General features: G+C 72.6%; 17 protein-coding genes and 1 riboswitch. Of the genes, 4 read left to right on the forward strand and 13 right to left on the reverse strand.

Going from position 1 to position 19,293, the window contains the following annotated elements; translation table 11 throughout:
• Positions 1-49: 49 nt before the first annotated feature.
• On the reverse strand, positions 50-886 hold the full coding sequence (locus tag ACFC8N_RS31105) for a hypothetical protein (RefSeq protein WP_376291572.1): 837 nt from the start codon (positions 884-886) through the stop codon (positions 50-52).
• Between the two features lie 448 nt (positions 887-1,334).
• On the opposite strand from ACFC8N_RS31105, the gene ACFC8N_RS31110 reads away from it, so the two are divergent.
• The 3 genes from ACFC8N_RS31110 to ACFC8N_RS31120 all read left to right on the forward strand — a co-directional run bounded on the left by ACFC8N_RS31110 (position 1,335) and on the right by ACFC8N_RS31120 (position 4,486).
• A complete protein-coding gene (locus ACFC8N_RS31110; protein ID WP_376291574.1) occupies positions 1,335-1,622 on the forward strand; it encodes a hypothetical protein in 288 nt (95 codons plus the stop codon).
• Between the two features lie 145 nt (positions 1,623-1,767).
• Entirely contained in the window at positions 1,768-3,837 is a 2,070-nt protein-coding gene (locus ACFC8N_RS31115; RefSeq protein ID WP_376291577.1) for a SpoIIE family protein phosphatase, read from the forward strand.
• 40 nt (positions 3,838-3,877) lie between these two features.
• Entirely contained in the window at positions 3,878-4,486 is a 609-nt protein-coding gene (locus ACFC8N_RS31120) for a 2'-5' RNA ligase family protein (RefSeq protein ID WP_376291579.1), read from the forward strand.
• Positions 4,487-4,542: 56 nt separating this feature from the next.
• On the opposite strand, the gene ACFC8N_RS31125 is transcribed toward ACFC8N_RS31120, so the two are convergent.
• The 9 genes from ACFC8N_RS31125 to ACFC8N_RS31165 all read right to left on the reverse strand — a co-directional run bounded on the left by ACFC8N_RS31125 (position 4,543) and on the right by ACFC8N_RS31165 (position 16,371).
• A complete protein-coding gene (locus ACFC8N_RS31125; RefSeq protein ID WP_376291582.1) occupies positions 4,543-5,688 on the reverse strand; it encodes an extracellular solute-binding protein in 1,146 nt (381 codons plus the stop codon).
• A gap of 166 nt (positions 5,689-5,854) precedes the next feature.
• A complete protein-coding gene (locus ACFC8N_RS31130; protein WP_376291584.1) occupies positions 5,855-8,695 on the reverse strand; it encodes a SpoIIE family protein phosphatase in 2,841 nt (946 codons plus the stop codon).
• An 88-nt stretch (positions 8,696-8,783) separates the two neighbouring features.
• Positions 8,784-10,517, reverse strand: coding sequence for a dipeptide ABC transporter ATP-binding protein (locus ACFC8N_RS31135; RefSeq protein WP_376291586.1), 1,734 nt, complete (start codon positions 10,515-10,517; stop codon positions 8,784-8,786).
• Positions 10,514-11,431 carry an ABC transporter permease gene (locus ACFC8N_RS31140; protein ID WP_356034662.1) on the reverse strand — a complete coding sequence of 306 codons (918 nt, stop codon included), beginning with the start codon at positions 11,429-11,431 and terminating at the stop codon, positions 10,514-10,516. Before ACFC8N_RS31140 ends, ACFC8N_RS31135 begins: the two co-directional genes overlap by 4 nt.
• Positions 11,428-12,387 (reverse strand): ABC transporter permease, encoded by a 960-nt coding sequence (locus ACFC8N_RS31145; RefSeq protein ID WP_376291588.1) that lies wholly within the window; start codon positions 12,385-12,387, stop codon positions 11,428-11,430. Before ACFC8N_RS31145 ends, ACFC8N_RS31140 begins: the two co-directional genes overlap by 4 nt.
• 3 nt (positions 12,388-12,390) lie before the next feature.
• Positions 12,391-14,010, reverse strand: a complete 1,620-nt coding sequence (locus ACFC8N_RS31150; protein ID WP_376291589.1) for an ABC transporter substrate-binding protein — start codon at positions 14,008-14,010, stop codon at positions 12,391-12,393.
• 194 nt (positions 14,011-14,204) lie between these two features.
• Entirely contained in the window at positions 14,205-14,321 is a 117-nt protein-coding gene (locus tag ACFC8N_RS31155; protein WP_356034669.1) for a putative leader peptide, read from the reverse strand.
• A gap of 33 nt (positions 14,322-14,354) precedes the next feature.
• A riboswitch (SAM riboswitch) is annotated at positions 14,355-14,468 on the reverse strand.
• A 69-nt stretch (positions 14,469-14,537) separates the two neighbouring features.
• Positions 14,538-15,362, reverse strand: coding sequence for a DUF1684 domain-containing protein (locus ACFC8N_RS31160; protein WP_356034671.1), 825 nt, complete (start codon positions 15,360-15,362; stop codon positions 14,538-14,540).
• Between the two features lie 85 nt (positions 15,363-15,447).
• Positions 15,448-16,371 (reverse strand): LLM class F420-dependent oxidoreductase, encoded by a 924-nt coding sequence (locus ACFC8N_RS31165; RefSeq protein WP_376291593.1) that lies wholly within the window; start codon positions 16,369-16,371, stop codon positions 15,448-15,450.
• A 326-nt stretch (positions 16,372-16,697) separates the two neighbouring features.
• On the opposite strand from ACFC8N_RS31165, the gene ACFC8N_RS31170 reads away from it, so the two are divergent.
• Positions 16,698-16,952 carry a hypothetical protein gene (locus ACFC8N_RS31170; RefSeq protein ID WP_356034676.1) on the forward strand — a complete coding sequence of 85 codons (255 nt, stop codon included), beginning with the start codon at positions 16,698-16,700 and terminating at the stop codon, positions 16,950-16,952.
• A 72-nt stretch (positions 16,953-17,024) separates the two neighbouring features.
• Here ACFC8N_RS31170 and ACFC8N_RS31175 read toward each other — a convergent pair whose 3' ends face one another.
• The 3 genes from ACFC8N_RS31175 to ACFC8N_RS31185 all read right to left on the reverse strand — a co-directional run bounded on the left by ACFC8N_RS31175 (position 17,025) and on the right by ACFC8N_RS31185 (position 19,036).
• Positions 17,025-17,840 carry an SAM-dependent methyltransferase gene (locus tag ACFC8N_RS31175; protein ID WP_356034679.1) on the reverse strand — a complete coding sequence of 272 codons (816 nt, stop codon included), beginning with the start codon at positions 17,838-17,840 and terminating at the stop codon, positions 17,025-17,027.
• Positions 17,841-17,921: 81 nt separating this feature from the next.
• Complete coding sequence (locus tag ACFC8N_RS31180; protein ID WP_376291634.1) at positions 17,922-18,140, reverse strand: DUF397 domain-containing protein; 219 nt, start codon at positions 18,138-18,140, stop codon at positions 17,922-17,924.
• Positions 18,141-18,169: 29 nt separating this feature from the next.
• Positions 18,170-19,036, reverse strand: coding sequence for a helix-turn-helix domain-containing protein (locus tag ACFC8N_RS31185; RefSeq protein ID WP_376291596.1), 867 nt, complete (start codon positions 19,034-19,036; stop codon positions 18,170-18,172).
• Positions 19,037-19,293 lie beyond the last annotated feature (257 nt).

Genomic DNA, 19,293 nt, shown 5'->3' on the forward strand with positions numbered 1-19,293 from the left:
AGCCCGGCGACGGCGTGCTCACGGACGGCGGTGCGCCGGGCGGGGGAGGTCAGGGGGCGTCCTGGGCCGGGGCCGTCGTCGGCTCCGCCGCCGGGAGGGGCTGGGGCGGGGATTCGAGGACGGCGGCGGGGTCGTCGCCGGCCTGCTCCAGCAGGAGGGGCGGTACGGGCTCCGCGTCCAGGCCGCGCCCGGGCTGGACCGGCCCGTACTCCTCGCGCACCCCGCCGAGCCAGGTGGTCCGCAGCCGTACGACGCGGTGGAGCGGCGTGACGCACGCGCCGATCCACTGGAAGCCCAGGTGCCGGCTGCCCGCGATCCGTGCCGCGCCGGCGAGGTCGAGCAGGGACAGCGGGCCGACGCCCGCGGACGTGGTCAGACGCAGCTCGACGGCCGCTCCCGCACCGGCGGCCACGAGCACGGCGGCGGCCTCGGCCCGGACCACCTCGGTCACGGCGAGCAGCTCCGCGTCCCACCGGCCCTCCCAGTAGCGGCGCACGAGCGCGCGGGCCAGGGCACGGGTGTCCGTGACCCCGCTGCCGGTCATGCCGCGGTACGCCACCAGCGCCGCCCGCTCCCGGGCGAACCGCAGCAGCACACCGGCGTCCGCGTCGACGAGGGCCGAGAACAGCGGGTCGGTGGCGCCGGACGCCTTGAAACGCAGGTCGATCCCGCCCCCGGCGTCGTACACGAACGAACCCCGGGCCGCGGGTGCCGTCTCCTCGCACGTGATCCGCCGGTCGCCCAGCGTCCCGGCCGTGCGGACGGAACCCCGGGCGTCGTGCAGGACGTCCCCGACGGCCACGTCCTGGAGCAGGGGCCAGGTCAGCCACCAGTCGCCCCACGCCTCGCGCAGGGCGTCCCGGTACACGGCGAACGCTTCGACCACGGCGGTCAGCTCCTCCCTGCCCCACGCGGGTTCCGCTCGGGCACCGCCCGGGGCCTCTGCGCGCAGGCTAGCAGCGGCATCACCGGGACACGCCCGAACCGCCGTGATCGGCGAGGGGAGTTGACCGAGCACTCAGGGGCTCTCCACCCGTGGACGGAGACCGGTGGAGGCCTCTCCATCGACCCGTGGGTTGTGGTGATCGGCCGTGCCGCGGAGCAGCCTGGAGGCATGGCAAATCTGCACGCGCTACTCGTCCTGATCACCACCGTCTGCGTCACCGTCCTCCTCCTGGCCCGGACCGCGGGCGCGCTGGGTGCCGGGCGCGATCCGGGCGAGCGTCCCGCTGGTCGGGGAACACCACCTGCGGGGCCGGTGCCGGCGGCGGTGTGGACGAGCGGTCCGGTACGCACCCGTGAGCGGCGTCCCCGCGCGGAGCTACGCTGCGGTCATGGAACTGACGGTCCTGGTCGTGCCGGCGTGCCCGCACACCGCGCCGCTGCACGAGCGCCTGACCCTCGCCCTGGAGGGGCGTGACGACGTCACCGTGACCTGGCGCGAGGTGACCGACCCGGAGGAGGCCGAGCACCTGGGCATGCACGGCTCACCGACGCTGCTGGTCGACGGCACCGATCCGTTCGCCCGCCCGGGCGAGGAACCGAGTCTGTCGTGCCGCGTCGTCGGCCTGCCCTCGCTGGACCGGCTCCGCCGGGCCGTCGCCCGGCCGGACGGCCCCTGAGACGCCGGCTGCCGCCGGTGCCACCGGCCGGTGCCGGCAGCCGGTCCAGGTGTATGTCGACGGGTTCTGGGCCGACGATGGATGAAGGCAGCACACCCGCCGGTACGGCAAGCGCCGAGGCGCCGAGCGGGAAGGACGATGAGGCATGGGCACGATGGACTCCTCCCGAGCAGGCCATGGCCGGTCGGTGGCGGGTCCCGCCGCGCCCCCGAGCGGGCTGCTCGATCTGCTCAGCGTCGCCGCGGTGGTGCTGAACGCGCAGGGCCAGGTGGTCTTCTGGAGCCCGAAGGCCGAGGAGCTGTTCGGTTACACCGCGATGGAGGCGCTGGGTCAGCACGCGGCTCGGCTCACCGTCCACGAGGAGCACCGGGACGCGGTGATCAAGGTGTTCGCCGAGATCATGGAATCCGGCACCGACTGGGCGGGGGCGTTCCCGATCCGGCGCAAGGACGGCAGCACCCGCCTGGTGGAGTTCCGCAACATGCGACTGCTGGACGACCTCGGTGACGTCTACGCCCTGGGCCTCATCGCGGACCAGGCCGCCGTGGAGCGGGTCGAGCGAGATGCCGCCCTGGCCATGCGCCTGGTGTCCCAGTCCCCGGTCGGGCTGGCCATTCTGGACCCGGACCTGCGGTACCTGGCCGTGAACCCTGCTCTCGAACGCATCACCGGCCAGTCCGCCGCCGAGCGTCTGGGCCGGCCGGCCGGCGAGGTCCTGACCTTCCTGGACACGGACCCCGAGGCACGTCTGCGCCGTGTCCTGGAGACCGGCGAGTCGGTCGTGGACCGGGACATCGTCTGTCATCCGCCCGGCGACCCGGACCACGAGCATGCCTGGTCCGTCTCGTACTACCGGCTGGAGGACTCCGGCGGGCGGGTGCTGGGACTGGCCTACTCCGTCATCGACGTCACCGAGCGTCACCGGGCCGCTGCCGAGGCGGCACAGGCCCGGCAACGGCTGGCACTGATCGCCAGAGCCTCCGCCTGTGTGGGTACCACCCTCGATCTGGAGACGACGGCGCGCGAGCTCGCGGACGTCGTCGTGCCGGACCTGGCCGACGTGGCGGCCGTGGACGTACTCGACAGCGCCCTCGACTGCCGGAGCGCGCCGCACGAGGGACCCGCCCGCTTCCGCGCCCTCGCGGTCAGCGCGGCCCACGCCACCGAGGCGGTCCACGCGGCCGACCCGCCGGGGGAACTCGCCATCTACGACAGCGACCGCCTGATCACCCGCTGCGTGCGCACCCGCCGACCGGTGCTGGTGCCCCACACCACCCGTCAGGATCTGGAGCGCATCGCCCGGCACGGCGAGGCCGCCTCCGCCCTCGCCGCGGGCGGCGTTCACTCCTATCTGGCCGTGCCGCTCCTGGCCCGGGGCGAAGTCCTGGGCGCCCTCGACCTCGTCCGCACCCGCAATCCCGTGCCCTTCGACGACGACGACGCCTTCCTCGCCGGCGAGTTGGCCGCCCGAGCCGCGGTGTGCATCGACAACGCCCGCGGATACCAGGCCCAGCGTCATGCGGCCCTCACCCTCCAGCGCAGCCTGCTTCCGGAGCGCCCGTCGCACCTGCCCGGCCTGGAGGTCGCCTGCCGCTACCAACCCGCAGGCGCCGCGAGCGAGATCGGCGGTGACTGGTACGACGCCGTCCCGCTCCAGGGCGACCGCACCGCCCTGGTCGTCGGGGACGTCATGGGCAGCGGCATCAACGCCGCCGCCACCATGGGCCAACTCCGCAGCGCCGCCCGTGCCTTCGCCGAGCTGTCCCTCGCCCCCGCCGAGGCCCTCCATCACCTGGACCGCCTCACCGAAGGCATCGAGCAGACCATCACCACCTGCATCTACTGCGTCTACGATCCGCACCGGGGCGAGTGCGAGATCTGCCTCGCCGGCCATCTGCCCCCGGCCCTGCTGCGTGCCGGGCGGGCGGCACGGCTGCTGGACCTGCCCACCGGCGCGCCGCTGGGCGTCGGCGGGGTGCCCTTCGAGGCCGCCACGATCGCCTTCCGCCCCGGCGACGCGCTGGTCCTGTACACCGACGGCCTGGTCGAGACCCGGAACGAACCCATCGATGCCCGCCTGGACGCCCTCCTCGACGCCCTCACCGCGACCTGCGGCCACGATCTGGAGTGCACCTGCGACCGCATCCTGGAGCTTCTGCGCTCGCCCGGCGGTGAGGACGACGTGGCGCTGCTCATCGCCCGGGCCCGGCCCTGAGCCCTGGACCCGAGCGGGGCGTGCCGCGGAGGATGGCGGTGTGGACAGGATCGCGGATGCCGCCGGGGCCGAGCCGGTGGACGTGCTCGCCGCGGCGCCGACACCCCGGACGGCGGTGGCCTGGCTGCCGCCGCCGGAGCTCTGGCCGGCGATCCAGGAGATCCGCCTGGAGCACGATCCGCAGGTACGGCGCTGGCCGCCGCATGTGAATCTGCTGTTCGGCTTCGTGCCGGAGGAGGAGTTCGCGCGGGCGCTGCCGCTGCTGCGCGCCGGGGCGGCGCAGACGGCGCCGTTCCCGGCGCGACTGGCCGGGGCGCGGTACTTCCGCCACCGGCACTACGCGACGGTGTGGCTCGATCCGGCGTCGGCGGGCGCGGCGCCCTGGGCCCGGCTGTACAGGGCGCTGGAGGCGCGGTTCCCGCTCTGCGGCGGCCGTGGCGGCCGTTTCACCCCGCATCTGTCGCTCGGCCGGACACAGGACCCGCGGCGGCTCGCCGCCGAGTGCGCCGCCCGGCTCGGCACCCTGTCGGCCACGGTCGAGGACGTGGTCCTGCTCTCGCGGCACGGTGACGAACCGATGCGCCCCCGGGCCGTCATCGCTCTGGGCACGGGCGAGATCTGCCGTCCACGCCCGCCGCCCGGGCTCTGAGCGGCTCGCACCCGACCGGGTCCGCTCGTCGCACCCCTCATGGGCGGCGGGGATCGTCACGGCCGGCCGGAGACGGCCTTCGCCCAGCCCCGGGTGACCGTCTCCCGCGCCTTCTCCAGTTGTGCGTCCGACGGGAACTGCGGCGTTCCCTCGACCGTCGGCAGTCGTGCCGCGGTGGCCTTGTCGAGGGTGCCGTCCTGCCGCATGACGTCCATGAGCACCGGGCGGGCGTAGGCGCGCAGCCGGAGGTTCTGGCCCTCGGCACTGAAGAGGTACTCCTGCCACAGGCGGGCCGCCGCCGGGTGCGGGGCGCGCCTGTTGACCGCCAGCGCGTAGTACTGGGCGAAGCTGCCGTCGAACGGGATCGCGACCTGCCAGTTCACGCCCTTGCCGCGGAGCTGGTCGGCGTAGCCGAGGTTGACGTAGTCCCAGTTGATGCCGACCGGGGTCCGGCCGCTGGTGATCGTCGCCGAGTCGGAGTCGGCAGGGTTGAAGTTGCCGCGCTTGTGGAGTTCGGCGAAGAAGTCGAGGCCGGGCTGGACATCGTCGAACGACCCGTTGTTCGCCAGCGCGGCCGCATAGACGCTGGCGAAGGCGGTGGCCGACCGGGGCGGGTCGCCTTCGAGCGCGACCTTGCCCCGGTAGGCGGGCTTCAGCAGATCGGCGAAGGTCTGCGGACAGGGGGTGACCCGATGGGCGTCGCAGCCGATGGAGATGTAACCCCCGTAGTTGTTGGTCCAGCGGGCGTTCGCGTCCTTCTGATTGGCGGGGATCTGGTCGAAGGCGGCCACCTTGTACGGTGCGAGAAGGTTCTGTTCCGCCGCTTTGCGGGCGAACGTGTCGCCCACGTCGATCACGTCCGGCGCTGTCGGCCGGTTCCCCCTCTTCGCCAGGGCGTCGATCTCGTCCTCGCTGTGGCCCAGCGGGTTCTCGACCGTGACCCTGATCCCGTACTTCTTCTCGAAGCCGTCGATCAGACTGCCGTAGCCGGCCCAGTCACGCGGCAGCGCCACCGCCCTGAGCGCGCCCTCGTGTCTCGCCGCGGCGATCAGCGCGCGCAGGCCGCCCACGCTCTCGGCGGACGTGGCCGCCGACGGCTTCACGGGGCCGGCGGGCGGTGCGCTCTCGCACGCGCTCACACCGAGTGCCGCGAGGGCGAAGCAGCCGAGGACCGCCGCTGCTCGGGCACACGGTACGGTCACGGCTGCTCCCGGACGTGAGGGGACGAGGCGGTCACCTCACCCCGCCTGTTCGGCTCCACGGCGCCGACAAACATCGACAAAATGGTCATCGAGGCCAGGGTACCCGGCCGCCTCGACGGCGGAATGCCGTCCGGGAAGCCCGGGATCGCCGTCTTCTACGGCACTTCTACAGCGCGATGTCGTCCCACTGGTCGAGCAGGGAGTCGCCGAGTCCCTCCGCCTCCGGTGTGGCGTCGTGCGCCAGGGACCGCTCGGCCCAGATGACCTTGCCGGTGGCGGTGTAGCGGGTCCCCCAGCGTTCGGCGAAGCGGGCGACCAGGAAGAGTCCGCGGCCGCCCTCGTCGGTGACCTTGGCCCGGCGCAGCCGCGGCGAGGTGCTGCTGCCGTCGGCGACCTCGAAGATCAGGGTGCCCGCATCGGGGCTGCCGTCCGGCTCCGTGCGGAGCAGCCGTACGGTGATGGGCTCGGCGCCGTAGCGGACGGCGTTGGTGATCAGCTCGCTGAGGATGAGTTCGGCGGTGAAGACGACCTGCTCCAGCCCCCATTCCGTCAGCCGGCGGGCGCAGGCGGCGCGCACCGGGGCCACCGCCGCCGGGTCACGGGGCACCTCCCACTCGGCGACCTGATCCGGTCCGAGCCGGCGCGTGCGGGCCACCAGCAGCGCGATGTCGTCCCGGGGCCGGTCGGACAGCATGGCCTCCATCACCGCCGTGCAGGTGGCCTCCGGCGTGCGCGCGGGCCCGGTCAGGGCGTCGCGCAGGGCCGCCGTGCCGGCGTCCGGGTCACGGGTGCGGTCCTCGATCAGCCCGTTGGTGTAGAGCACCAGCCGGGCATCCTCGGGCACGGTGAGCTCGGTGGTCTCAACCGGCAGGCCGGCGCCGAGTCCCAGCGGCGGGGAGACGGACAGCCGGGGAAAGTCGACGGTCCCGTCGGGCCGGACCACCGCCGGTCCGGGGTGGCCGGCGCTGGCGACGGCCAGTCTCCCGGAGGTGGGGTCGTAGACGGCGTACTGGCAGGTCGCCCCCGTGATCACGTCCTGCTCGTGCTCCGCCGCGCCGGCCTCCTCGGCGTCGATCTGTGCCACCAGCTCGTCCAGCCGGCCCAGCAGCTCCTCCACGGGCATGTCCAGGCCGGCGAAGTTGTGCACGGCGGTGCGCAGCCGGCCCATCGTCGCCGCGGCGTGCAGACCGTGGCCGACGACATCGCCGACGACCAGCGCCACCCGGGTACCGGACAGCGGGATGACGTCGAACCAGTCCCCGCCCACCCCGGACTGGGCCGGCAGATAGCGGTAGGCGACCTCCAGGGCGGCTTGCTGGGGCAGTGCGCGGGGCAGCAGGCTGCGCTGGAGGGCGACGGCCATGGAGTGCTCGCGGGTGTAGCGGCGGGCGTTGTCGATGCACACCGCTGCCCGGGCGGCCAGCTCCTCGGCGAAGGACACGTCCTCGTCCTCGAACGGCGGGGATCCCCGCGCGCGCCAGTAGACCACCGCGCCCAGCACCACGCCGCGGGCGCGCAGGGGCACCGCGAGCATGGAGTGGATACCGTGCTCAAGGATCCGCCGGGCACCTTCGGGCTGCTGGGCCTGCCAGGCGCCGGCGGTGCCCAGGTCCCCGACCCGGACCGGGCGGCCCTCGGCCATCGCCACGCAGACGGGGTGGGCCGGGACGGGCCGGATCAGTTCGCCGACGGGGTGGAGGGGATGGTCCGCGTCGAGTCCCGCGACGGCGCTGCGGCGCAGCTCGGTGATCTCGGCGGGCGCACAGGCGATCTCCTCGCCGCGCAGGACCGGGTCCAGCAGATCGACGGTGGCGACGTCGGCGAACCGGGTCACCGCCACCTCGGCCAGTTCCTCGGCCGTGCGCTTCACGTCGAGCGTGGTGCCGATCCGCATTCCGGCGTCGTAGAGGGACTGCAGCCGTTCGCGTGCCACCTCCGCCCGGCCGGTGAGGGCCCGCAGCTCGGTGGTGTCCCGGAGCGTGACCACGCTGCCGCCCGGTCCGTGCGGTGCGGTGAGCCGCTTGCTGACCGCGAGCAGCCGGTCGGCCGCCAGGTACACCTCGTCGGTGGCGGGGCGCTCGGAGGCCAGCAGGTCGGCGAGGTCCTCGTCCAGCCCCAGATCGGTGATGTGCCGCCGCTCCGCGTCCGCCGGCAGGCCCAGCAGCCGTCGGGCCTCGTCGTTGGCCAGCAGCAGCCGGCCGTCACCGCCGACGATCAGCACTCCTTCGCGCACCGCGTGCAGCACCGCGTCGTGGTGCTCGTACATCCGGGTCATCTCGGTCGGCCCCAGGCCGCGGGTCTGCCGCCGCAGCCGCCGGCTCACCAGGGCCGACCCGCCCACGGCGACGACCAGGGCGGTGGTGGCGCCGACGAGGAGGACCGGCAGCTGCTGGTTCACCCGGTGCTGCACCCTCTCGACCCTGACGGGCACGGAGACGATGGCAATGACCGAACCGCCGGGATCCTTGACGGGCACCGCCGAGACCACGGAGAGCCCCAGTGCGCCCTGGAACGTACTCGTGAACGGCTGCCCGGTCGCCGCCGCCGCGTAGGGCCCGATGACGCGTTTGCCGACCAGGCGCGGGTCGCTGTGGGCGATGGTGATCCCGTTCAGCCCGTACACGATGACCGCGTCCACGCCGGTGGTCCGCTGGGTCGCCTCGACGTGCGGCTGCAGCGCCGCGGTCGGGTTCGCGCTGTTCAGTGCCGCCACGGTCCCCGGGGCGTTCGCGAACGTCTGCGCCACGGTGAGAGTCCGGTTTCGGGCGTCCGCCCGCACGTCGCGTTGCGCCTGCACGACGAGCGCCACCAGGGCGGCGGCGACGAGCAGCATCGCAACCGCCAGCTGGAGCAGGAAGACCTGACCCGCGAGGCTGCGCAGGCTCAACAGCGAGCCCGACCGCCACGGCGCTACCGCCCGACGGCGCCGACCGGGCCGAGGGGTCCGCAGGGACGCATCGGACGCGCCGGACGCATCCTGCCCGGACTGACCGGAAACTCCGCTCATACCACCTTTCTATCGTTTCGAGGGGATGACCACGAAGCGGCGAGGGCGGACGGGTCTGCTCGGGGACGCCGTGACGACGGCGAGTGGATCACCGTGTCCGGACCGCCGAGGCGGTCCCGCTGGCGCAGGAGGGGGCACGGCCGCCGGGGATCGCCGCGAGCAGCTCACGGGTGTACGCGTGGCGGGGGCGGGTGAACAGCTCTTCCGGAGGACCCGTCTCGACGACGCGGCCGGCCCGCATCACGGCGACCTGGTGCGCGATCTGGCGTACGACGGCCAGGTCGTGCGAGATGAAGAGGTACGCCACGCCCGTGTCGGTCTGCAACTCGGCCAGCAGGTCCAGGACTTGGGCCTGTACGGACACGTCGAGCGCGGAGACCGGCTCGTCGCACACCACCAGGTCGGGGGAGAGGGCGAGAGCACGGGCGACGGCCACCCGCTGACGCTGCCCGCCGGACAGCTCCGCCGGGCGGCGCTCCAGCGTGGCGGCCGGCAGCGCCACCCGGTCGAGCAGCTCGCGGGCCCGGTCGCGCCGGGAGAGGCGGTCGCCGACCCCGAAGGCGCGCAGCGGCTCGGTGATCACCTCGGCGACGGAGAAACGGGGGTCGAGCGAGGCGTACGGATTCTGGTAGACGAGCTGGGCGCGCCGGCGCAGCTGCCTCGCCCGGGCGCCTCGCGCGGTGGTGACGTCGGTACCGTCGAACAGCACCTGTCCGGCGGTCGCCTCGGCCAGCCGGAGCACCAGGCGGGCCGTGGTGGACTTGCCCGAGCCGGACTCGCCGACCAGGGCGAGGGTCCGGCCGCGGTGGAGGGCGAAGCTGACGTCGTCGACCGCGCGCAGGGTCCGGGGCCCGTCCCCGGTGCGGGGCAGCCTGAACTCCTTGACCAGGTTGCGCGCTTCGAGCAGGGGCGCGGTGTCCGCCCGCGGCGCGGGTACGGCCGTACGGGGCCGGGTGGTGGCCATGCTCGGGGCGCCGGCCAGCAGGTGGCGGGTGTACTCGTCCTGCGGGTCGGCGAGGATGTCGTGGGTCGGTCCCGCCTCCACCACCCTGCCCTGCTCCATGACCACCAGGCGCTGGGCCCGGTCGGCGGCGACGGCGAGGTCGTGGGTCACGAGCAGGACCGCGGTGCCCGACTCCTCGGTGAGGTGCTGGAGATGGTCGAGGATGACCCGCTGCACGGTGACGTCGAGGGCGCTGGTCGGCTCGTCGGCGATGATCAGTTCGGGCTCGGCGGCGACGGCGATGGCGATCAGGACGCGTTGCCGCATGCCGCCGGAGAGTTCGTGCGGGTACTGCCGGGCCCGGACGGCCGCATCGGGCAGCCCGGCCCGGTCCAGGACGGCGACCGCCTCGGCGGGGGCCGAGCGGCGGGTCGCCAGACCATGGATACGCAGGACCTCCGCGACCTGTTCGCCGATCCGCTTGACCGGGTTGAGCGAGACCGCCGGGTCCTGGGGGACCAGCCCGATCCGCGCTCCGCGCACCGTACGCAGCTCCGCCTCGGACAGTGCGGCGAGGTCGTGGCGGCCGAAGCGGATCGTACCGGCGGCGATGCTGCCGTTGCCCGGCAGGAGCCGGGTGATGGCGTGGGCGGTCGTGCTCTTGCCGGAGCCGGACTCACCGACCACCGCCGTCACCTGCCCCGGCCGGACGTCGAGGTCCACGCCCCGGACGGCCGCGACCGTGCCGCCCCGGGTGCGGTACGACACGGACAGGCCGCGTATCTCCAGCAGTGGTGCGGTCACGTCGTCACCGTCCACGTCGTTCTCCCGTTCAGCGCGGTTCTCACGGTCACTGCGGTTCTCCCGTTCCTCGGTCATCGCTGCCGGGACCATTCGCCGTCCAGCGCGCGGGCGATGCGGTTGGCGGCCAGCACGGTCGCGGCGATCGCCAGCCCGGGCAGCGCGCTCAACCACCAGGCGTTGGCGAGGTAGTTGCGGCCGTCGGAGATCAACGTCCCCCACTCCGGGGCCGGCGGGGGCGCCCCGTAGCCGAGGAAGCTCAGCGCCGACACGGCCAGGATGGCGGAGCCGAAGTCGAGGGTGGCCAGGACGATCACCGGGCCCGCGGCATTGGGCAGCACATGCCGGCCCAGCACCGAGTACCAGCGGGCCCCGCACGACCGCGACGCCTCGACGAACACCGCCTGACGCACCCGGAGCACCTCCGCGCGAGCCACCCGGGCGAACGCGGCGACACTGGCGATGCCGACCGCGACCGCGACCTTCACCGTCCCGTATCCCAGCGCGGTGACGAGGGCCAGGGACAGGAACAGCGCGGGGATGGACAGGAGCACGTCGACGAAGCGCATGAGCACGTCGTCCACCCAGCGGCCCACGAACCCGGCGACCACGCCGAGCAGACCGCCGACGACGAACGCGACCAGCACCGCGATCAGCGTGGCCTTCAGGGACAGCTGGGCGCCGTGGACCACCCGGGAGAACACATCGCGGCCCAGCTCGTCCGTGCCGAACCAGTGGGCGCCGCTCGGGCCGCGGAAGTTCTGCGACGGCACGCCTCTCAACGGGTCCTGCGAGGTGAACAGGCCCGGCCGGAACGAGGCCAGTACCACCAGCACGAGGACGACCACCGACAGCAGCAGACCCGGGCGGCGCACCACGAAGCGCAGCAGCCGACGCACGTCCACGCGGCGCCCCGGCCGGGGCCCCACCCCGACGCGGCGGGCCGGTCCCGGCGCCGCCTCGACCGCGTCGTCGACAAGGCTCCGGCTCATGCGACACCCGCCCTTCCGCCCGAGGCCACCACGACCCGCGGGTCGAGCAGTGGATAGACCAGGTCGACGACCAGGTTGGTCGTCACGAAGATCAGCGACCCGAACAAGACCACCCCTTGGACCAGCGGAATGTCCTGGGCCGTGACCGCGGCCGCGGTCACCCGGCCGAGGCCGTCGCGGGAGAACACCGTCTCGACGACCACCGAACCGGCGATCAGCTGCCCCACCAGCAGACCGACGACCGTCAGCGCCGGCAGGGACGCGTTGCGCAGCGCGTGCCGCAGATGCACCCGCCACCGGCCGGCGCCCTTGGCCCGCGCGGTCCCCACATACGCCTGATCGAGCGCCGTGAGCAGGCTCTTGGCAAGCACCTGGGCGACCTGCGCGCCGGTCGGGACCGCCAGCGTCAGGGCCGGCAGCACCAGCCCCCTCAGGCCGTCGTTGCCGAACGCCGGGAACCAGCGCAGCCGGAAGGAGAACGCCTCGACGAGCAGCAGCCCCACCCAGAACGTCGGGACGGACACCCCCAGCGGCGGCAGCGACAGCAGGAGCTGCCGCAGCCATCGCCGAGCGGTGTACGTCGCCACCACCGCCAGACCACCGCCGAGGACCACCGCGAGCAGCAGCGCCACGCCGGTCAGCTGGACGGTCTGCGGCAGCGCGTCGGCAAGCACCCGGGTGACCGGCCGGCCGGTCGCGACCGAGTCGCCGAAGTCCCCGCGCACCGCCCGGCCGAGGTACTCGGCGTACTGGACCGGTACCGGCTTGTCGAAGCCGTACTCGTGCCGCAGGGCGGCTGTCTGCCGGGGGTCGACCTGTCCCGAGTCCATTCCGGCACTGGCCATCGCCGTGACCGGGTCACCCGGCAGGTAGTCCAGCACCAGGAACGAGACCGTGTAGGCCGCCCAGAGCACCCCGACCGCCTGGGCGAGCCGTTTGATCACATAGCGGCGCACGGGCTAGCCGATCCAGGTGTCGTGCAGCTGGATCCGGCTGGAGGCGTCGAAGTCCAGGTCGTGCACCCTCTTCGAGACCCCCAGCTGGGTCTGCAGCTCCACCACCGGCGCGTAGTAGGCGTTCCGCACGATCAACTGCTCTGCCCGGGCCACCAGTTGCTCGCGTTCGGCCGGGGCCGTGGTCGTGGCCTGCGCCGACAGCGCCGTGTCCAGATCTCCCGCCGGCACGCGGTAGAAGTTGGCCAGCCCGGTGGAGAAGGAGCTGCGCAGGATGTCCGGGTCGGCACGGGTGCCGTTGCCCCAGGCCGCGTCGTAGTCGCCCGACTGGAGCGTCGGGGCGAACCGGGTGACCTGGAGCTGCTTGAGGGTCACCGCCACGCCGATGGCCTTGAGCTGCTGCTGGACCAGCTCCAGCGCGGGCTGGTTGGTGGCCGCGTTGGGGAACCAGTCGACGGTCAGGCTCAGCCTCCTGCCGTCCTTGGTCCGGATGCCGTCGCCGGCGGACTTCCAGCCGGCCTCGTCCAGCAGGGACTTCGCCTTCGCCGCGTCGAAGGCCAGATCCGGGCCGAGGCCGGTGTAGTCGGGCGTGGTGTGCGCGAGGATGCCGGTGGCCGCCCGGGTGCCGGTGGGGAACACCGTGTCGGCGATCTGCTGCCTGTCGATGCCGAACACGATCGCCCGGCGTACCCGCGCGTCCTTCAGCAGCGGTCGCGCGTTGTTGAACCCGAGGCCGAACACCACACCGGGGTTGGCCCGCCGCTGGAGCGTGACCCGGCCTCCCCCGAGCGCCGCCTCGTCGGCCCTGCCGACGCTGCCGATCGCGTCCACCTGGCCGGACTGCAGACTGCCGGTGCGCACCCCCGCCTCGGGTACGACCTTGAACACCAGCCTGTCCAGGTACGCCTCGCCCTTCTTGCTCCACAGCGAGGAACCCCAGGCGTACCCGCTGCGCCTGGCCAGGGTGATCGACTGGTTCTGCACGTACCGCTGCAGCGTGAAGGGTCCGGAGCCGACCACTCCGGCACTGCACTTCTGCTGCGGTGTCCTGCGCACGCTCGCCGATGACTCGATTCCCAGCGAGTGTGTCGAAGTGGCCTGCAAGAACTGGGCGTTGGGCTTCCTGAAGGCCACCCTGACGGTGAGGGGGTCGACCACCGTGGTGCTCCTGACGCCGCTGAGGTAGCCCTCGGCCAGCGTGCCCAGCGCGCCGAGCTTCGGCACCGCGTCGAAGTTGTCCTTGACCACCTGCGCGGTCAGCCCGGACCCGTCGCTGAAGGTGACGCCCGACCTCAGGTGGAAGGTGAACGTGGTCGCGTCGGAGCTGATGTCCCAGCTCTTCGCCAGCCACGGCACGATCTTGCCGGTCCTGGGGTCCTGGTCCGTCAGGGAGTCCACGATCTGGCGCACCGAGTAGATGGTGTCGTTGCTGGCGACCTGCTGGGGGTCCACGCAGCCGGCGTCCGAACCCACCGCGAAGGTCAGGGTGCCGCCGGACCTCGCCCGGCCGCTGTCCGAGCCGGAGCCGGCGGTGCTCGACCCGCACGCGGTCAGCAGCACACTGGTGGTGAGAAGGGCGGCCAGCGCCGTCCATCGGGAGGATCTGACATCGGGAAGTGCAGTCACGGAGGGGTTTCTCCTACTCGTGTCACCAGGCACGGGGTCCCGTCCGAGGCACGGCCGCGCACAGGCGTGCGGCCCCGGCCGACAGGCGGAAACGGGGATCAGACGGAAACGGGGATCAGGCGCTGAGGGGGATCAGACGGAGACGGGAGCGGCGACGGCCGCTCCCGGCCGTCTACCGGCGGCGGGAAGGCCCGTCAGTCCTGACAGAAGCAGCTGGTCGAGCGCTTCAGGTCGATGTGACGGCGGCGCGCAAGCCGGGAGAACACCATCGCGACGGCGAAGGAGGCACGGGGGTCGTCGCTGCGCCGCATGGCCCTCCTCCGTGTCTCCGGCCCGGTCAAGGGGCCACGCGCTTGCGGGGATCGTCGGTGATTCCGCCGGGCTTTCACCTGGAGCACCCCGCCGCTTGGGAGGGTTGCCGGTCAGCGAGCCAGGGCTTCACGCTGACACTCGATGCCGATCGCGATGCTACGGAGCGGTCTCGGCGTACGTCAATGCCGTCACCGGACGCCCTACGGCCGCCCGGCTCAGGATCCGCCGCGTTCGCGGGGAATCTTCTGACCTGCCTCGATCGCCACCGGCAGTCGGTTCTCGGCCGGTGGCAGCGGGCAGGTGGCCAGGTCCGTGTAGGCGCACGGCAGGTTCGCGGCGCGGTTGAAGTCCAGGACGACCGTGCCGTCGGCGGCGGGCGGCTCGACGGTCAGCACCCGGTTGGCGGCGTAGGTGGTGACCCCGGAGGTCGCGTCGGTGAACAGCACCATCAACCGGCCGGCACCCTGTCCGGGGAACGCGGTGAGGGACAGCTGACGCCCGTCCAGCTCGAACTCGACCCTGCCCGGAGCGTCGTACACGTGCTCAAGGCCCTCGACCGCGGCGCCCACGGTGGTCGGCCGCGGCTCGTCGAAGGGGACGTACCGGCCTGTCACCGCCCAGCGCGGGTCGGGGGAGTAGGCGGGCGTTCCGGTGAAGGCGGTGCGCAGCGGCGCGTCCGGGTGCCGTGGGCGCACGATGTCGCTGCCGCCGCGCTTGGCGACCTCGATGACGGCGTCTCCCCAGACCGCGTCGACGCCGCCGCGCTCGGGAAGCACACCGAAGCGGTGTTCGCCCCGCACCGGCGCTCCGTCGACGACCAGTTCCTCGCCGTCGTCGAGGGTGACGACGACCCCGTCGGCGCCGGTGTGCCACGCCCCGGGCGCGTCGGGGAAGCGCCGCGGCCGGTCGTCGAGCCAGTGCAGGCCGGTGACCGCCAGGAACCCGTGCGGCGCGGCGAGCCGGGCCTCCTGGGCGCGGTACCAGTCCAGCCAGTTCTCGGTGAAGGCCTGGGGGTCTGCTGTGGTCGGTTCGGTGGTCATGGGTTCCCTGTCTCTTCTCGGTCGCGCGAGGCTCGTCCTCGCACAGGAGGGGACGGCTGCCGGGCCGACGGCCCGACGGGCCTGCTCAGCCGGCCAGTTCGCCGAGGAGCGCCCAGGTGCGCCGGCGGTCGGCTTCTCCCGCGATCTCGGTGCCGGAGAAGACGACCTCGGTGGCCCCGGCGTCGCGGTAACGCCGTACCTCGGCTGCGACCGTCTTCTCGTCGCCGATCACCGCCAGGTCGCCGGCCCGTTGGCCGCCGGAGAGTTCGACGACCCGTGCGTAGGACGGGATCTGTTCGTAGAACGCGAGGCTCTCGACGGCCTTCGCCCGCACCGCGTCCACGTCGTCCGTGACGACGCCGGGCACCAGGGCCACGACCCGGGGCGCGGGACGGCCGGCGGCCTCGGCCGCGGCGGTCAGGGCGGGAACGATGTGGTCCGCCAGGGCGCGCGGTCCCACCAGATACGGCAGGATCCCGTCCGCCAGCTCACCGCTGACCCGCAGCGCCTGCGGCCCCATCGCGGCGACCAGCACGGGGACGCCGCCCTCCGCACCCGGCACGCGCGCCGGTACCGGAGTGGTGGCGGTGAGCAGCTCACCGTGGAAGTCGGCCGTACCGGTCCGGGTCAACTGCCGCAGTGCCGTGAGGAATTCACGCAACCGCGCGATGGGGCGTTCGAAGGGCAGGCCGAAGCCGGTCTCCGTCAGCAGTTTGGTGCCGAGGGCGAGACCGAGGTGGTAGCGGCCGTGGGTCGCGGCCTGGGCGGTCTGGGCCTGGCTGGAGACGAGCAGCGGGTGCCGGCCGAAGACGGGGATCGCGGAGGTGCCCACCTGCAGCGAAGGCACCGAGCGCCCGACGATCGCGGCGAGCTGGGGTGAGTCCGCGCCGAAGGTCTGGCCGAACCAGGCCGACCGCAGGCCGGCGGCCGCGGCCTCTTGGGCGAGCTGCACGGTGGCGTCGACCTGGTTCCGGGCGTCGGTCGCGTTGAGCGCTACTCCAACAGTCATGCCAGTCAGAACGGGCGCCGGCCGCACACGCATTCCGGCCCGCGTGTGACAGCTTCTTGTCAGTCATGTGTACAGGAGCCGAGCCTCCCTCCGATCCCGAGGGCGCCAACTGGCCGAAGACGCCGAAGGGTTCGGCATTCGTGACCGGTACGACGGGCGCGATCCCGGTGGGGCCCGCGGGGCCGGACAAGGGCGTTCCTGCCAGGTCGTCGCCACCACCGACACGGCGCTCGAAGAGCCGTTGATCCCACATTGCTAAAAGACCCGCATATAGGCTCATATCGCGTCAATTCAGGACTGCGTCCCCCGTAAGAAAGGGTCGAACCATGCGTAGGATTCAGCGTGCTGCCGTCGTGGCCGCGGTGGTCACGGGGCTGTCCGCCCTCGGTGCCGGCGCCAGCTTCGCCGACGGCTACGACGCCCCTCCCAGCCCTCCGCAGATCACCGCCGTGGCCCATTCCCAGGCCCGCGCCGTAGCCGTCGGAGGCGGTACCGCGGTGGCCAACTCGCAGGCCAACGCCGTGGCGACGTGGGGCGGATACCAGTACGGTCAACCGCAGTACGCCGCCCCGTCGGCGTGACGCGGCCGACTGACGTCGGGCGCGCGGATGCTGCTGGTGCCCAGCCGGTCGAACGACCCGGCCGGGCCCCGGCTAGCGTTTGATGCCCACGCCCGCCAACAGGCTGATCTGGGCGTCCGTGGGCTCCGTCCCGTCGGCCGGTCCGGCGGGACGCCAGCGGTGACAGCACACGATGCCGGGGTCGACCAGGTCGAGTCCGTCGAAGAAGCGGCGGACGTCGCTGTGCGAACGGAACTGCACCGGAGACCCGGACTTGGTGTAGACCTCCGCGACCTTGTTCCAGGTGACGGGGTCGAAGTCGGGCGTGCAGTGGTTCATGGCGAGGGCGCTGCCCACCGGGAGCGGGTCGAGCAGCCGGCGGACGATGGCGTACGGGTCGTGCGGGTCGGTGATGAAGTGCATGAGCGCGTTGAGGGAGAGGGCGATGGGCTGGTCGAAGTCCAGGACCTCCGAGGCCTCCACGGCGCTCATCAGCGCATCGGGGTCCCTGACGTCGCCCTCGATGTAGGCCGTGCGTCCCTGCGTCGTGCTGCGCATGAGGCGTTCGGCGTACTTCAGGACGAGGGGGTCGTTGTCGGCGTACACGACGCGGGCGTCGACCGCGACGGACTGGGCGACCTGGTGCAGGTTGGGCTCGGTCGGGATGCCCGTGCCGATGTCCAGCCACTGGCGGATGCCGTGCTCCTGCGCCAGGACCCGGGTGGCCCGGTGCATGAACGCCCGGTTCTCGCGGGCCGTCACATAGATGCCGGGGTGGGCCTGGGCGGCGACGAGGGCCGCCTCCTTGTCGATCTCGAAGTGGTCCTTGCCGCCGAGGAAGTAGTCGTACATCCGGGCCGAGTGCGCCTTGCTCGTGTCGAGATCCCGGCCGGCCTGCCTGGTGGTCATGTTCTCCCCTTCACGCGTGTGTCTGTCGGCCCAAAGGCCCGGAGCGGGACCGGTGTCGTCGTCCCGTACGTCCGCCGCCGGTCACCCGGCGGCCAAGTGATCGGCCAGGCCCTCTTTGACCCCGCGGACGAACGCGGCGATCTCCTCCGGCGCGTAGATCAGCGCCGGACCGGCCGGGTCGGTCGACTGCCGTACGGCCACACGGCCGTCGGCGAGCAGTTTCGTCTCGACGCACTGGCCGCCGTTCGGTCCGCTCCAGGGGCGCTCCCAGCCCTGCTCCCCGAGGTCGCGGGCCGGCATCCCGTTGTAGACGCCCTCGTCGGTGAATGTCACGAGTACTCCTTGCGTATGCGGTTCAAGAGCGCCCTGCTGTCCTCCGACGACGTCAGCAGCGCCATACGGGAATGCGCTTCGAGATGGGAGACGACGTCCGCGCGCTGGTCCAGGTAGACGGAGGCGGAGAGAAGTTCGCTGTAGACGATGTCGGGCAGCTCGGGTTCCTCGAACCGGAAATACGTGAACGGGGCACACGCCCCGACATGCGCACCCGCGGCGAAGGGCACGACGTCGATGCTGACGTGCGCGAGCTCGGACATGTCCAGCAGCCGCTCGATCTGCTCCCGCATCACGTCCGGGCTGCCCACCACCCGGTGCAGGACCGCTTCCTCCATCACCACCCACAACGTGGGGGCGTCCTCCCGCTCCAGCAGGCTCTGGCGGCGCAGCCGCAGCTCCACGCGGCGCGCGAGCTCCTCCTCGCTCCCGTTCGGCAACCCGCCGCGCAGTACGGCGTGGGCGTAGTCGCGGGTCTGCAGAAGGCCGGTGACGTACAGGGGTTCATAGGTGCGCAGGGTCTTGGCGCTGGTCTCCAGGCTGACGTACGCGGTGAACCAGCTGGGGACGGCGTCGCGGTACGAGTGCCACCAGCCGGGCTCGTTGGCCTGCTCGGCCAGGTCGACGAACTCGTCGACCACCTGGCGGTCCGCCCCGTAGGTCTCCAGGAGCTTCTCCACGTAGAGAGGCTTCAGCGCGACCTCGGCCTTTTCCAGCCGGCGGATCGTCAGGGGCGTCACGCGCAGGGCTTTTGCCGCGTCCTCCAGCGAGGCACCGGCGTCGAGCCGCATGTCCTGCAGCCGACGGCCGAGGATCATACGCAGGACCGTCGGTGCGCTGGTCCCGGAACGGGCCTCGCTCACGCCCAACCTCCTGAAGAACTGTCAACGCCGCCATTCTGGCAGTGGCTTGATGGTGCCGCCAGGGTGATACCCGCACTGCTGAAATTATCAGGGAGTCGGTTGCAGCGTGAGCGCGATCACGCGCATAGTTGACATGTGAGCGGTCAAGTCACAGCTCTGACACGGCATCCGGCCCGGACGGGACACGCGACGCCGATGCCGTCGTCGGCACCCCGTCGCGGGGCGCCTGCCTCGTCATACGCCTCTCACCGCTCGTG

It is taken from the genome of Streptomyces sp. NPDC055966 (assembly GCF_042269865.1).
Taxonomy (GTDB): domain Bacteria; phylum Actinomycetota; class Actinomycetes; order Streptomycetales; family Streptomycetaceae; genus Streptomyces.

What these genes read in the sequence shown, in the direction of transcription:
- ACFC8N_RS31110 (WP_376291574.1), top strand. Translation starts at nt 1,335, where the DNA reads ATGGAACTGACGGTCCTGGTCGTGCCGGCGTGCCCGCACACCGCGCCG.
- ACFC8N_RS31130 (WP_376291584.1), bottom strand. Translation starts at nt 8,695, where the DNA reads ATGAGCGGAGTTTCCGGTCAGTCCGGGCAGGATGCGTCCGGCGCGTCC.
- ACFC8N_RS31180 (WP_376291634.1), bottom strand. Translation starts at nt 18,140, where the DNA reads ATGCCGGCCCGCGACCTCGGGGAGCAGGGCTGGGAGCGCCCCTGGAGC.
- ACFC8N_RS31170 (WP_356034676.1), top strand. Translation starts at nt 16,698, where the DNA reads ATGCGTAGGATTCAGCGTGCTGCCGTCGTGGCCGCGGTGGTCACGGGG.
- ACFC8N_RS31160 (WP_356034671.1), bottom strand. Translation starts at nt 15,362, where the DNA reads ATGACCACCGAACCGACCACAGCAGACCCCCAGGCCTTCACCGAGAAC.
- ACFC8N_RS31115 (WP_376291577.1), top strand. Translation starts at nt 1,768, where the DNA reads ATGGGCACGATGGACTCCTCCCGAGCAGGCCATGGCCGGTCGGTGGCG.
- ACFC8N_RS31140 (WP_356034662.1), bottom strand. Translation starts at nt 11,431, where the DNA reads ATGAGCCGGAGCCTTGTCGACGACGCGGTCGAGGCGGCGCCGGGACCG.
- ACFC8N_RS31165 (WP_376291593.1), bottom strand. Translation starts at nt 16,371, where the DNA reads ATGACTGTTGGAGTAGCGCTCAACGCGACCGACGCCCGGAACCAGGTC.
- ACFC8N_RS31135 (WP_376291586.1), bottom strand. Translation starts at nt 10,517, where the DNA reads ATGACCGAGGAACGGGAGAACCGCAGTGACCGTGAGAACCGCGCTGAA.
- ACFC8N_RS31155 (WP_356034669.1), bottom strand. Translation starts at nt 14,321, where the DNA reads ATGCGGCGCAGCGACGACCCCCGTGCCTCCTTCGCCGTCGCGATGGTG.
- ACFC8N_RS31175 (WP_356034679.1), bottom strand. Translation starts at nt 17,840, where the DNA reads ATGACCACCAGGCAGGCCGGCCGGGATCTCGACACGAGCAAGGCGCAC.